This is a genomic window from Hyphomonas chukchiensis, assembly GCF_000682695.1.
Classification (GTDB): Bacteria; Pseudomonadota; Alphaproteobacteria; order Caulobacterales; family Hyphomonadaceae; genus Hyphomonas; species Hyphomonas chukchiensis.
The window spans coordinates 27692-41626 of the sequence record NZ_AWFG01000012.1 but is presented as its reverse complement, the minus strand read 5'-3'; the positions used below and the strand labels follow the sequence as shown (position 1 = coordinate 41626).

At 61.1% G+C, this 13935-nt stretch carries 12 protein-coding genes; 9 read left to right on the top strand and 3 right to left on the bottom strand.

From position 1 onward, the window contains the following. The first annotated feature begins 183 nt into the window (after positions 1-183). The 9 genes from hemE (at position 184) to HY30_RS04765 (ending at position 9832) form a co-directional block, all read left to right on the top strand. The gene (gene hemE, locus HY30_RS04805; protein ID WP_338390511.1) at positions 184-1239 is read left to right on the top strand and encodes a uroporphyrinogen decarboxylase; all 1056 of its coding nucleotides are present in this window, start codon (positions 184-186) and stop codon (positions 1237-1239) included. Between the two features lie 6 nt (positions 1240-1245). Further along, on the top strand, positions 1246-2319 hold the full coding sequence (gene hemH / locus HY30_RS04800; protein ID WP_034737678.1) for a ferrochelatase: 1074 nt from the start codon (positions 1246-1248) through the stop codon (positions 2317-2319). An 11-nt stretch (positions 2320-2330) separates the two neighbouring features. After that, positions 2331-2759: a CopD family protein gene (locus HY30_RS04795; protein WP_034737676.1), complete on the top strand. Its 429-nt coding sequence runs from the start codon at positions 2331-2333 to the stop codon at positions 2757-2759. A 163-nt stretch (positions 2760-2922) separates the two neighbouring features. Then, entirely contained in the window at positions 2923-4200 is a 1278-nt protein-coding gene (gene rho / locus HY30_RS04790) for a transcription termination factor Rho (protein ID WP_034737674.1), read from the top strand. Between the two features lie 16 nt (positions 4201-4216). Continuing rightward, a complete protein-coding gene (mnmE, locus tag HY30_RS04785) occupies positions 4217-5551 on the top strand; it encodes a tRNA uridine-5-carboxymethylaminomethyl(34) synthesis GTPase MnmE (protein WP_034737672.1) in 1335 nt (444 codons plus the stop codon). 77 nt (positions 5552-5628) lie between these two features. Continuing rightward, positions 5629-7488, top strand: coding sequence for a tRNA uridine-5-carboxymethylaminomethyl(34) synthesis enzyme MnmG (gene mnmG, locus HY30_RS04780; RefSeq protein ID WP_034737816.1), 1860 nt, complete (start codon positions 5629-5631; stop codon positions 7486-7488). Between the two features lie 4 nt (positions 7489-7492). Next, positions 7493-8116: a 16S rRNA (guanine(527)-N(7))-methyltransferase RsmG gene (gene rsmG, locus HY30_RS04775; RefSeq protein WP_034737670.1), complete on the top strand. Its 624-nt coding sequence runs from the start codon at positions 7493-7495 to the stop codon at positions 8114-8116. Beyond that, positions 8103-8909, top strand: coding sequence for a ParA family protein (locus tag HY30_RS04770; protein ID WP_034737668.1), 807 nt, complete (start codon positions 8103-8105; stop codon positions 8907-8909). Before rsmG ends, HY30_RS04770 begins: the two co-directional genes overlap by 14 nt. Before the next feature lie 5 nt (positions 8910-8914). Then, positions 8915-9832: a ParB/RepB/Spo0J family partition protein gene (locus HY30_RS04765; RefSeq protein ID WP_034737666.1), complete on the top strand. Its 918-nt coding sequence runs from the start codon at positions 8915-8917 to the stop codon at positions 9830-9832. Here the strand turns inward: HY30_RS04765 and holA are convergent, their stop codons facing one another. The 3 genes from holA to leuS are packed head-to-tail and all read right to left on the bottom strand — an operon-like array spanning position 9833 to position 13904. Beyond that, on the bottom strand, positions 9833-10867 hold the full coding sequence (gene holA, locus HY30_RS04760) for a DNA polymerase III subunit delta (protein ID WP_034737664.1): 1035 nt from the start codon (positions 10865-10867) through the stop codon (positions 9833-9835). Further along, on the bottom strand, positions 10867-11340 hold the full coding sequence (lptE, locus tag HY30_RS04755) for an LPS assembly lipoprotein LptE (RefSeq protein WP_051614848.1): 474 nt from the start codon (positions 11338-11340) through the stop codon (positions 10867-10869). Before lptE ends, holA begins: the two co-directional genes overlap by 1 nt. Then, complete coding sequence (gene leuS, locus HY30_RS04750) at positions 11337-13904, bottom strand: leucine--tRNA ligase (RefSeq protein ID WP_034737662.1); 2568 nt, start codon at positions 13902-13904, stop codon at positions 11337-11339. The genes lptE and leuS overlap by 4 nt, the downstream gene beginning before the upstream one ends. Between the last annotated feature and the right edge of the window lie 31 nt (positions 13905-13935).

Sequence of the window (13935 nt, the reverse complement as noted above, 5' to 3'; positions counted from 1 at the left end):
TGACTCCAGAAGGGGCGTTAAGAGGTCGTTAACCAGCGCGTTCATTGAGGGTTAAGCAAGTCTTAACGGGGTGCGACACCCTGTGACTCCCATGTGGAATTTGCTGGACAAATCCTGTGAGTGGCCTTTCTCCCCTGATATCACCGGGTAGTAATAATAAGCGCCCTGACGGGCTTTTGAGAGATGAGAGATTTGAGGGTCATGGGGCAAGCGAGCACACCAAAACTGATATCGGTTCTCGGCGGAGAAGCTGCCAAGGTGCCTCCAGTATGGATGATGCGGCAAGCCGGGCGTCACCTGCCAGAATATCTCGAGTTGAGATCACGGGCCAAAGACTTTCTCGATTTTTGCTACACACCTTCCATGGCAACCGAAGCGACGCTTCAGCCTGTTCGCCGCTATGGCATGGACGCAGCAATCCTTTTTGCTGATATCCTGCTGATACTTGATGCGATGAGCCTGGGTGTCGAGTTCGAGAAGGGCGTTGGCCCTCTGGTGCAGCAGATCGATTCCGCCGCTGACCTCGGCAAGGTGCCTGCGAAGAAGGCGGCTGACCGGTTGGCGCCTGTCTATGAAACAGTCTCGCGTGTGAAGGCTGAGCTCTCGGCTGAAACTGCCCTCATCGGTTTTGCCGGTTCGCCCTGGACGGTCAGCCTTTATGCCATCGAAGGGCGCGGCAAGACGGACAAGTCGCTCGCCTGGCGCTGGGCGCATGGCAGGCCGGATGAGCTGGCCGCCGTCATGGACCATGTGATTGAAGCGACCGCCCATTACCTCCTGAAACAGGTGGAAGCGGGCGCGGACGCCCTGATGCTGTTCGACAGCTGGGCCGAGGGATTGCCGGACAATATTTTCCGCGAAGTGATCATCGCGCCGACGAAGAAACTCGTGACGCTGTTGCGCGGGATGGGCGTGACCGTGCCGATTATCGGTTTCCCGCGTGGCGCAGCGGCGATGCTGCCAGAATATGCCCGTGTGACAGGTGTGACCGCGATCGGCCTCGATACGGCCGCTGTGCCGTCTTTCGTGAATGCTGAAATCGTCGCCGGCATGCCTGTGCAGGGCCATCTGGACCCGTTGCTGCTGATCGAAGGGGGTGCGCGTATGGACGCACGCGTCCGCGAACTTGTGGAAGCTTATTCCGGGCGCCCCCATATCTTTAACCTCGGCCATGGTATCCGGCCGGAAACACCTATCGGGAACGTGGAGCGCGTCCTGAAAATCATTCGGGAAGGCTGACCGATCATGGGTCGCAAGATTGCTGTTGTGCTGTTCAACCTGGGTGGGCCTGACGGGCCGGACTCGGTGCAACCCTTCCTGCGCAACCTGTTTGACGACCCGGCGATCATTCAGGCGCCTTTGCCGATCCGCTGGGCACTGGCCCGTTTCATTTCCAAGACGCGGGCGCCCTCTGCGAAGAAGAATTACGCGATGATGGGGGCGGGCGGTGGTTCGCCCCTGCTGCCGGAAACCGAGAAACAGGCCGAAGCGCTGCAGATCGAACTCGCGGCGTCGTTGCCCGGCGATGAAGTGAGAACCTTCATTGCGATGCGCTACTGGCATCCTTTCACCCGGGATGTTGCCCGCCAGGTGAAAGACTGGGGCGCTGATGAAGTTGTGCTGCTGCCGCTCTATCCGCAATTCTCGACGACAACGACGGGATCGTCGCTGAAGGAATGGAAGAAGCATTATGCCGGACCGACCCGGACAGTGTGTTGCTATCCGTTCGAGGAAAGCTTTATCGCCGCGCATGTCGATCAGATCATGGCCGCTTTCGATCAGGCCGGGCGCCCGGAAAACGTATCGCTGCTGCTCTCGGCGCATGGCTTGCCGGAAAAGATTGTCGAGGCGGGCGACCCCTACCAGTGGCAATGTGAAACGCTGGTCGCGATGATTGCCGCGCGCGTGCCGCAGGATTGGGAAGTTGTTGGGTGTTACCAATCACGTGTCGGGCCGCTCAAATGGATCGGGCCGTCGACGGATCTGGAAGTCGAACGGACATCGAAAGAGAAGCGCAACATATTGATCGCACCGATTGCATTCGTGTCAGAGCATATCGAAACGCTGGTCGAACTTGGCGAGGAATACAAATTGCTGGCCGAGCAGCATGGCGCTGCAAGCTATACGCGCGTGGAAGCGCTCGGCACGCATCCGGGCTTTATCCGGACACTGGCGGGCGAAACCATGGCCGCGCTCGACATGAATGATACGATCCGGTCGTGTGCCGGGAGCCGGCTGTGTCCGACGGGCGCATCGGGCTGCCCGCACGCCGATGTCGTGCGTCAGGCCGGCCGCGCCGTCAGCATGCCGGCGGCTTAGGAGGCCAGACGATGCTCTATCTCTTCGTGAAAGCGCTTCACATCATCTTCGTTGTATCTCTGATGGCGAGCCTGCTTGTCTATCCGCGCTACAAGATCCACCAATTGTCGAGTTCGCCCGGCGAGCCGCTGTACGAGACGATGAAGAAGTCGTCGCAGCAATTGCGGATGATCATCATGAACCCCAGCCTGATTCTGGTCTGGGTGTTTGGCCTGACCATGCTGTGGATGAACCCTGCGCTGCTCTCGCAAGGCTGGCTGCACGCCAAATTGCTGCTGGTTCTGATCCTTTCCGGGCTGCACGGCTATTTCATTGGTCTCGGCAAGAAAGTGGACCGCGGCGGTGATGGCGTGTCGGCCAGGCGGCTTCGCATGCTCAACGAAGTGCCGTTCCTGCTGATGATCGTCATCGTCATTCTGGTGGCCGTGAAGCCCTTCTGAGGGCCATAAGCCATTGAAGACTTGACGAAACCGGCTCTCGAGGCCCATATGCGCTGTAACCGGCGCACAGTCCTTGTGCAGCGCGATGTTGTATTCGCCCGGTCCCCCACATTTCAGTCCGACCCAGATCATACCCGGATTCCACCTTTAATTGGCCTCATCCATGCTCGATAACGTTACCAGCGTCACCCTCCGCGAACTCAAAGCAAAATCCCCAGAAGAACTTCTTGCCTATGCGGAGGAACTTGAGGTCGAGAACGCCTCGGCGCTTCGTACGCAAGACATGCTGTTCGCGATCCTGAAGGAGCTGGCTGACAGCGAAGTCGAGATCACGGGACAGGGCGTGCTGGAAGTGCTGACCGACGGCTTCGGCTTCCTGCGCTCGCCGGAATCCAACTACCTGCCCGGCCCGGACGACATTTATGTCAGCCCGGAAGTGCTGAAAAAGGCGAATATCCGGACCGGTGACACCGTTGAGGGCCCAATCACGGCGCCGCAGGACAATGAGCGCTACTTTGCGCTGACCGACGTGTCGAAGATCAATTTCGAGGAGCCTGAAAAGGCCCGCCAGAAAGTCCACTTCGACAACCTGACACCGCTTTATCCCGAAGAGCGGATGAAGATGGAAAGCCGCGACCCCACTAAGAAAGACCGCTCGGGCCGCGTGATCGACATCGTGTCACCGATCGGCAAGGGCCAGCGCGCCCTGATCGTTGCGCCGCCGCGGACCGGCAAGACCGTGCTGCTGCAGAACATTGCAGCCGCGATCGAGGAGAACCACCCGGAATGCTACCTGATCGTGCTGCTGATCGACGAGCGCCCGGAAGAAGTGACCGACATGCGCCGCACGGTGAAAGGCGAAGTCGTTGCCTCGACCTTCGACGAGCCGGCGACGCGCCACGTGCAGGTCGCCGAAATGGTGATCGAGAAGGCGAAACGCCTGGTCGAGCACAAGCGCGACGTGGTCATCCTGCTGGACTCCATCACCCGTCTTGGCCGCGCCTACAACACGACGGTGCCAAGCTCCGGCAAGGTGCTGACTGGTGGTGTGGACGCCAACGCACTGCAAAGGCCGAAGCGGTTCTTCGGCGCGGCGCGGAACGTGGAAAACGGGGGCTCACTCACAATCGTCGCAACGGCGCTGATCGATACGGGCAGCCGGATGGACGAAGTGATCTTCGAGGAATTCAAAGGTACGGGTAACTCCGAAGTCGTGCTCGACCGGAAGATTGCCGACAAGCGCACCTTCCCCGCAATCGACATCATGAAGTCCGGTACGCGGAAAGAAGAGCTGATCACGCCGGCCGACCAGCTGTCCAAGATCTATATCCTGCGCCGTATCCTCGGCCCGATGGGCACGAACGATGCGATCGACTTCCTGATCGACAAGCTGCGCCAGACGAAGACGAACGACGAATTCTTCGAGGCCATGAAGAACTAGGCATGATGGAGCGCACATGAGCGAGCGCGACACAATCTGCGCCCTCGCTTCGGGTGCGCCGCCGGCTGCGATAGCGATCCTGCGCCTGTCGGGGCCGCAGGTGCGCCATCTGGCAGAGCGCCATCTGGGCAGCGGCCTGCCTGCGGCGCGACATGCAACACTGACGGACATGACCGATAATGACGGGGCCTTGGTTGATAGGGGCCTCGTGCTCTTCATGCCGGGCCCCGGCAGTTATACGGGCGAGGACACGCTTGAGCTTTACCTGCATGGCGGGGCGGCCGTGATCGCGCACGCGCTGGAAACACTCACCGCACATGACGGCGTTCGCATGGCTGAGCCGGGCGAATATACGCGCCGCGCTTTCGAGGCGGGCAAACTGGACCTGACCGAAGCTGAAGGTGTTGCGGATATCATCGAGGCCGAGACGGCCGCGCAAAAGGCGCAGGCGCTGCGGCAGCTGGGTGGCGGGCTGTCGGAAACGTATGACCAATGGCGCGCTGAGCTGACAGGTGTTCTGGCGCTGGTTGAAGTGGCGATTGATTTTCCCGATGAAGGCGACGCACCGCAGGATACGACAGCGCCGATCCTGGCGAAGCTCGGCCGCGTGATTGGCGAGATCGAAACCGCGTTGGGCGATGGCGGAATTGGCGAGCGGATCCGCGACGGGTTTCGCGTGGCCATTATCGGCGCGCCGAATGCCGGAAAGTCGACCCTGCTGAATCGTCTCGCGCGACGTGAGGCGGCGATCGTGACGGCAAAGGCCGGAACGACGCGGGACGTGATTGAAGTGCGCCGTGTGCTCGGCGGGCATGTGGTCTGGATTGCGGACACGGCTGGTCTGCGCGTGACGGATGACGAGATCGAAGCGGAAGGTGTGCGACGTGCGGAAGTGGCGGCGCGTGAGGCTGACTTGCGGCTGTTCGTGCTGGATGCAAGTGACCCTGACATAAGCCATCTGTCCACGGACTATCGTCTGGATACGGATCTTGTGGTTGCCAACAAGAGCGACCTTGTCGCAGTGCCGGAAGGCATCAAAGCCGATCATGTGATCTCGGCCAGGGATGGCGCCGGCGTCGAGCCGCTGGAACAAGCGATCGCCCGGTTCGTTGATCAATATGCGGCTTCAGTTGAGGCGCCGTTGATAACACGCCAGCGCCATAGGGCGCGGCTGAGCCAAGGGTTGAGCAGTCTGGAGGCCGCCCGCGATGCCCTTGAGCAAGACGTGGGGGCTGAAATGGCGGCAGAAGACATCCGCATGGCCTTGCGCCAGCTTGGGTCGATCATTGGTGTTGTCGGTGTGGAAGATGTGCTGGGCGCTGTCTTCTCCGAATTCTGCATCGGCAAATGACCCCTAGGGTTTGAGGCCCTGCGCGGTTATATAGCCGCCAGAACACCCCCTATTCCAAAGGTACTTTATCGATGGCGATGCCAGACCAATTCGACGTGATTGTTATCGGCGGCGGACACGCTGGCTGCGAAGCGGCTGCGGCTGCGGCGCGCTTTGGTGCGCGCACGGCGCTCGTAACGCACAAGCGATCGACCATTGGCGAGATGAGTTGCAACCCGGCGATTGGTGGCCTCGGCAAAGGCCATCTCGTGCGCGAGATTGATGCGCTGGATGGTTTGATGGGCCGCATGGCCGACAAGGCCGGCATCCAGTTTCGCATGCTCAACCGCTCCAAAGGCCCGGCTGTCTGGGGGCCGCGCGCGCAGATCGATCGGGCGCTTTATCGCCAGGCAATGCAGGCGGAGCTGGCGGATTATCCCAATCTCACGATTATCGAAGACGGCGCCGAAGACCTCATCATCGAGGATGATATCCTTAAGGGCGTCGTTGGGCTTTCCGGCGCAGTCTATCATGCGCGATCTGTAGTCATTACTACAGGAACGTTCCTGAAGGGCATGATCCATATTGGCGACAAACGCATCCCGGCCGGGCGTGTTGGCGAGGCGCCCGCGATAGGCTTGTCTGACCGGCTTTATGGCATGGGCCTGCCCATGGGCCGCCTCAAGACCGGCACGCCTGCCCGTCTTGATGGGAGTACGATAGCCTGGGACCAATTGGAAATGCAGGCGGCAGACGAATTGCCGGTGCCATTTTCCTATATGACGGACCGGATCGACGTGCCCCAAGTGGCATGTGGTATCACGTGGACGTCGGCAGAAACCCACGCAATCATCGCCGAGAATATCAATCAATCGGCGGTCTATTCCGGCGCGATTGCCGGACGCGGCCCCCGCTATTGCCCGTCCATCGAAGACAAGGTTCACCGTTTTGCCGATCGGGACCGTCACCAGATCTTTCTGGAGCCGGAAGGCCTCGACGACGACACGGTCTATCCGAACGGCATTTCCACGTCACTGCCGGAAACGGTCCAGGATCAATTCATCCGGACCATTCCGGGCCTCGAAAACGTGGTGATCCGGCAATATGCCTACGCGATTGAATACGACTATGTCGATCCGCGTGCTTTGACGCCCGCACTGGAAGTCCGTGCGCAGGCGGGGCTTTATCTGGCTGGTCAGATCAATGGGACCACGGGATATGAGGAAGCAGGCGCCCAGGGCCTCGTCGCGGGCCTGAATGCGGCGCGGGCATCTGCGGGCAAAGAACCCGTGATGTTTGACCGGGCCGAAGCCTATATCGGCGTCCTCATTGACGACCTCGTCACGCGCGGCGTGACCGAGCCGTATAGGATGTTTACATCGCGCGCCGAATATCGTCTGGCCCTCCGCGCGGACAATGCGGATCAGCGCCTGACACGAAAAGGCCTCGAAATGGGCTGTGTGGGCCCGATTCGGGCCAAAGTGTTTCACGTGAAACAAGATGCATTAACCCGCGCGCGTGAAACGCTCCAGGCCCTGACCCTCTCGCCGGCAAAAGCAGCGCAGGCCGGATGGGAAATCAATCAGGACGGCAGGGTGAGGTCGGCCTGGGAATATCTGGCCTACAAGAATATCGGTTTTCCCGAACTGACCGCCGTTTGGCCGGACCTTTCAGATATTTCTCCCGAGACGGCCGCCCAATTGGAAATAGAGGCCCTCTATTCCGGATATCTCGAACGCCAGTCGGCGGATGTGGCCGCGCTTCGCCGTGACGAGGGTCTGACGCTTCCACGTGACATCGATTACGCATCGGTTGGTGGACTTTCGAATGAAGTCCGTCAGAAGCTCGAATTGATCCGGCCAACAACGCTGGGCCAGGCCGGGCGGATTGAGGGTGTCACGCCCGGTGCACTCACGGCATTGCTCAGCCATGTGAAACGCCGCGCGAAGGCGGTCTGACCCGATGACAAGCGAGAATGACCGTGCGGTATTTCTGGCCGCTCATAATGTTTCACGTGAAACGCTTAACCGTTTGGACCGCGTGATCGACACGCTCGATTCCTGGCGGATGAAGTCGAATCTGATCGGGCCGCGCGAGTGGCCGCATATCTGGCAAAGGCATGTGTGGGATTGCCTTCAATTGCTCGACCATATTCCGGAGACGGCTAGCGTCGTGGATCTTGGATCGGGCGCAGGGTTTCCCGGCCTTATTATCGCGGCGGCCCGGCCGGAGGGCCGCGTGACGATGATGGAAAGCGTCGGCAAGAAAACGGCGTTCCTGAATGCGGCGATTGATGCGGCCGGATTATCGGCCGATGTGTATAAGGGACGGGTGGAATCGGCACCGGCCAGCCGCGCCGATTTCGTCACGGCGAGGGCCTTTGCGCCGCTTCCGAAACTTCTGGATTACGCCTCTCCCTGGATGAAAAACGGTGCAACAGGGCTATTCCTCAAGGGCGAACGCTGGGAAGAAGAATTGACGGAAGCCCGACAAAGGTGGAGATTCGCTCATGAGGCGATTCCGAGCCGAAGCGGTGGGTCGGGAGTCGTGTTGATCGTAAGGGAGCTGCAAGGTGGCGAAGCCTAGGATTTTTGCTGTGGTGAATCAGAAGGGCGGGGTCGGTAAGACCACGACTTCGATTAACCTTGGAACTGCATTGGCGGCTGTAGGTCGCCGCGTTCTGATCGTCGATTTCGATGCGCAGGGTAATGCCTCGACAGGCCTTGGTATTTCCAGGGCAGACCGGCAATTGACGAGTTATGATCTGGTCGTTGACCGTGTCGACATGGAACAGACGGTCCTTTCGACCATCGTGCCGCGCCTGGACATTGTTCCCGGCGACGAGAACCTGTCTGGCGTGGAAACGGAATTGGCCGGTGATGCGCGTCGCTCCTATCGCCTGCGTGAAGCGCTTATGAATTATGTTGACCGGGCCGAAATGGGCGGCCTCGTCAAATACGATTATATCCTGATCGATTGCCCGCCATCCCTGTCGGCACTGACATTGAACGCCATGACGGCCGCGAATGCGCTGCTTGTGCCGCTACAGTGCGAGTTCCTGGCGCTGGAAGGTCTGTCCCAACTGATGCGGACGGTCGAAGTCGTGCGGCAGGGCCTTAATCCTGGCCTCGAGATCCAGGGCGTGGTGCTGACCATGTATGACCGTCGCAACAACCTGTCCGACGAAGTGGCCGACCAGGTACGCGCCTATTTCGGCAACAAGGTCTACAACACGGTCATACCGCGGAATGTCCGTCTGTCCGAGGCGCCATCCTTCGGTAAGCCCGCACTACTCTACGATTATCGGTGTCCCGGCAGCGAGGCCTATATCCGTCTCGCCTCCGAAGTCCTGCAACGCGAAAAAGCGAGAGCGGCCTGATCACGATGAGCGAAGAGGCAAAGAGCAAACCCACGCGGCTTGGCCGCGGATTGTCGGCCCTGATGGGCGAGGTCGATGCTGTCGGCGCTGGTTCCGGCAAGGAATTGTCTGCCAAGCCGGGTGTGGCGTCGAATGAGATCGATATTGACCTTATTCGCCGGAATCCGGCCCAGCCGCGCCGCACATTCGATGAAAGCGCGCTGAACGAGCTCGCGGAGTCGCTGAAGAGCAAGGGTGTCTTGCAAGCGATCCTCGTGCGGCCGGACCCGAAGGATAAGGGCAAGTTCCAGATCATCGCGGGTGAACGCCGCTGGCGTGCGGCCAAGATTGCGGGCCTGAAGTCGATCCCGGCGCTTGTGCGCGACATCGATGAACTTGAGCTTCTCGAGATCGGCATCATCGAGAACGTCCAACGCGCAGACCTCAATCCGATCGAAGAGGCGGAAGCCTATGAAGCGCTGATGAAACGCTTCGGGCGGACGCAGGACAGCCTGGCCAATAGCGTCGGCAAGAGCCGGGTTCACATTGCCAACACACTGCGCCTGCTGCAATTGCCGGAAAGCGCGCGGGCGTTTGTGCGCGATGGGAAACTGAGCGCCGGCCATGCCCGCGCTGCGCTTGGCGCGCCGGACCCTGAGGCGCTCGTCAAGCTGGCGGCGGAGAAGGGGCTGAGTGTTCGCGAGGTTGAGGCCAAGGCTAAAGAGGCGCGCGAGGGCGGACCTGTCGAGACAAAATCAGCCAAGCAAATGGCCGAGGAGAAGGATGTCGACACCGAAGCGCTTGAGGCGGACCTGACGCGCACGCTGGGTCTGGCCGTAGACATCCGTCATGGCAAGAATGGTGGCGAGCTGCGGATCCAGTATCGCGACCTGGAGCAGCTGGACGATGTGTGCCGGCGCCTGACCGCCAAACGCGGAAGCTGATCAGGACGCTCTCGCAGCGGCCTGGCCAAGCTCATTCATCAGTACACGCACAACAGGATCGGCGCTGCCTGATCCTGACTTCGCCTGCTGCTCGGCTTCATAGATACGCTCCATAATCCGCATCAGCCGCTTCTGTGGCCACTTGCCGAGGCGCGCGCGAAAGGCAGGCCAGTCACTCTGCCAGACAGGCGGGCGCAGCTTCATGCCGGGGGCGCCTTCACCGGCAGCCATGCGCTTGTGCGCATCGAGCATGCGCAGGGTTTCGCTTTGCAGCGCACGCAGGATCGAGATGGCCGATGTGCCTGCCACCTCAAGACGTTGCAGCGCGACATTGGCGGCGACGAGGTTGCCATCCAGCGCCGCACGGATAGCGGCTGACAGGTTGTGGTCGATATCTGTCGCAGAGAGGGAGCGGATATCGCCAAGCGACACATCGCGCCCCAGCCCGCGCGCATAGAGCGCCAGCTTCTCGATCTCGGCATTGGCGATGCCGCGATGGCCGGGCAGGTCGCCGGTGAAGGCATGAAGCGCGGCTGCATCGATTGTTGCGCCAACTTCCAGCAGAGCCGTTTTCACGCGCTCTTCAATATCGCCGGCCTCATCTGCGAACAGCTGGAGGCAGGCCGCATTCTGGGCACCACTCGCCGCAGCACGTAGCTTCGATTTGGATGCGAGCGATCCCGCCTCGATCACCAGCCGCGCGGCATAGCGGTCCGGGCGCTTGTCGCCTTCGGCCAAGGCTTCAGCAAGCAGCGCGGCGATCTTGTCTCCGCTCGTCCGTATACGTATTGCACGCGGATCGCCGAGCAGGGAGACGGCTTCAAGATTGTCGAAGAGGAGGGACGGGTCCTTCTTGATGGCGTCATCGTCGAGGACGGTGACTTCCAGCTCACCCAGTTTGGGCTTCCACGCCTTGATCAGGCTGCTGGCGGCGTCACTTGCAAGGCCCTCGTCTTCGCCGAAAGCCAGCACAGACCAGATGGCGGGATCAGGCCTGCGAGCGAAAGCGACAGCGTGCTTGCCCTTTAGCAGCATCAGTCAGCCATGAGCTGGAGACGCAGATCCTGCACGATATGCTTGGCGAGTTCGCGCATGGTGCGATCCGCGGCGCTGGTCTGGGCGGCGATATCGCCATAGGGCTGGGACGGCACCGAGAAGTCAGTCTCCGCATCGGCGGAGCCTGAAATGGCTGAATTGTCCCGGGCGAGAACATAGCGCGCTGTGGCCGAGAGGCTGGAGCGCGAGGCGGCGCCATCCGGCTTGAAGGCCAGCCGCGTCAGGTTCTCGTTCAGGACCACGTTGAGCGTCGCAGGCTCTGTAACGCCCGGCAGGCCGATCGCCAGCTCTTGCTGAAGCGCCCGCCGCAACACATAGCCGGACCGTCCGCTGATCGGCTCAACCGTAATGGGCCCGCCTGCGGCCAGTGCGCTATTGCCCGGTGCATAGACCGGCTGGAAGCCACAGGCGCTCAGGGTGAGCATGGCGAAGGCGGCGAGGAAGTGTTTCATGCCACCACGATATTCACGATGCGGCCGGGAACGACAATGGTTTTCTTGACGTCCTTGCCATTGAGGAAGGCGGCAACTTCCGGATCCGCGAAGGCAGCGGCCTCTACGGCCTCCTTCGCGAGGTCCTTCGCGACAGTGATTTCGCCGCGGCGTTTGCCGTTTACCTGAACAGCCATCGTAACGCTGTCGTCGACCAACAGGGCGGGCTCGGGCTCGGGCCAGACCGCAGCCGAGACGAAGCCTTCGCCGCCAATGCGTTCCCAGCAGGTTTCAGCCAGGTGCGGCATGAACAAGGTCAGGCAGCGTGCCAGCATGGAGGCGCCTTCCATGCGCGCGCCGACAAGTACGTCCGACCCCGTTTCAGCCTTTTTCAGCGCAGTGACCCATTCATAGATCGTTGCAACGGCTGAGTTGAAGCGGAAATCGGAAATGGCCTTGTCGATGGAGGCGACGGCTTTGTGCGATGTTTTGTGCAAAGCGACTGAGCCATCATCTGAGCCAATAGCGGAAGATCCGTTTTCGGGCAGGGCATCAAAGACGCTCCAGATACGCTGCGCAAAGCGGGCTGCACCTTCAGCGCCGGACTGTGTCCATTCCACATCGCGTTCAGGCGGGGAGTCCGAGAGGACGAACCAGCGGGCAATATCGGCGCCAAAGGCCCCGATAATGGCATCCGGATCGACCGTGTTCTTCTTCGACTTTGACATCTTCTCGATCGGGCCGACGCTCGCGGGCGCGCCGGTCGCAATCTCGATCCAGGTCCCGTCGCGCTGTTCGACTTCCGATGGTTCCAGCCAGACGCCGCTGTCTGACTTGTAGGTTTCGTGTGTCACCATGCCTTGCGTGAAGAGGCCCGCGAACGGCTCGCCGCTGGGCAGGTCCAGCTCGCCGACATCGCGCATCGCGCGGGCAAAGAAGCGGGCGTAGAGCAGGTGGAGCACGGCATGCTCGACGCCACCGACATATTGGTCGACCGGCAGCCAGTAGGCGCGCTCTTCCAGGTCGTCGGGGCTGGCGAACCGCGCATAATACCAGGAGCTGTCAACGAACGTGTCCAGCGTGTCCGTCTCGCGGCGGGCCTTGCCGTTGCAGTTCGGGCAGGTCGTGTGCTTCCAGGTCGGGTGGCGCTCCAGCGGGTTGCCGGGGACGTCGAAGGTGACGTCGTCGGGCAGACGGATAGGCAAATCAGCTGCCGGAACCGGAACGATACCGCAGGTTTCGCAATAGATAACCGGGATCGGGCAGCCCCAATAGCGCTGGCGCGAGACGCCCCAGTCGCGCAGGCGATAGTTCACCTTGCCTTCGCCAAGGCCCATGGATTCGATCTTGGCGATTGCCATGCGCTTGGCATCGTCGATGGATTGGCCATCGAGGAAGCCTGAATGGAAGATCGTGCCAGGGCCGGTATAGGCATCGTCTTCGACGTCAAATGTAGCGGCGTCTGCGTTGGGCGGCAGGACAACCGGCGTGACCGAGAGGCCATACTTGCGGGCAAATTCAATGTCGCGCTGGTCGTGCGCCGGGCAGCCGAAAATGGCGCCCGTGCCATAGCCCATCAGCACGAAGTTCGCGACCCAGACCGGCAATGTGCGGTCGGCTTCGAACGGATGCTGCACGGTGAGGCCTGTATCGAAGCCGAGCTTCGGGGCCTTCTCGATGGCCTCTTCGCTTGTGCCGACAGCAGCGCACTCGGCGCGGAACGCCGTGAGCGCGTTGTTGCCTTCGGCCAGTTGCAGCACGAGCGGGTGATCAGGTGAGAGCGCAATGAAGCTCGCGCCGAACAATGTGTCCGGGCGCGTGGTGAAAATCTCGACGCCTTTCTCATAGTTCGCCGGGGCATTGCCTGCGAATTCGAACCGCATCTGCAGGCCTTCCGACCGGCCGATCCAGTTGGCCTGCATCGTGCGGACCTTCTCGGGCCAGCGCTCGAGCTTCTGGACTTCTTCCAGCAGGTCTTCGGCATACTGCGTGATGCGGAAAAACCATTGGGTCAGTTCGCGCTGCTCGACGATGGCGCCGGAACGCCAGCCCCGACCGTCAACGACCTGCTCGTTTGCCAGGACCGTGTTGTCGACCGGATCCCAGTTCACCTTGCTGGCCTTGCGATAGACGAGGCCCTTTTCCAGCATCTTGAGGAAGAGGCCCTGCTGGGCGCCATAATAGTCCGGGTCGCAGGTCGCGAACTCGCGGCTCCAGTCGAGCGACAGGCCGAGCTTCTTCAGCTGGGCCCGCATCGCGTCGATATTCTGGTAGGTCCATTTGCCGGGATGGACGCCGCGCTGCATGGCCGCGTTCTCGGCGGGCATACCGAACGCATCCCAGCCCATCGGGTGGAGCACGTTATAGCCCTTGGCGCGCCGGTGGCGGGCAACGACATCGCCCATGGCATAGTTGCGCACATGGCCCATGTGCAGGCGGCCGGACGGGTAGGGGAACATCTCGAGGATGTATGCCTTGGGCGCATCCCCGGCCTCGGCCGGTGATTTCGCCTTGAACAGGTTTGCTGCGTCCCACTCGGCACGCCATCTGCTTTCCGCGGCCTGCGGATCATAACGGGTGGCCATGTCCCGCTCCTTTAAAGACGTATGATTTGTG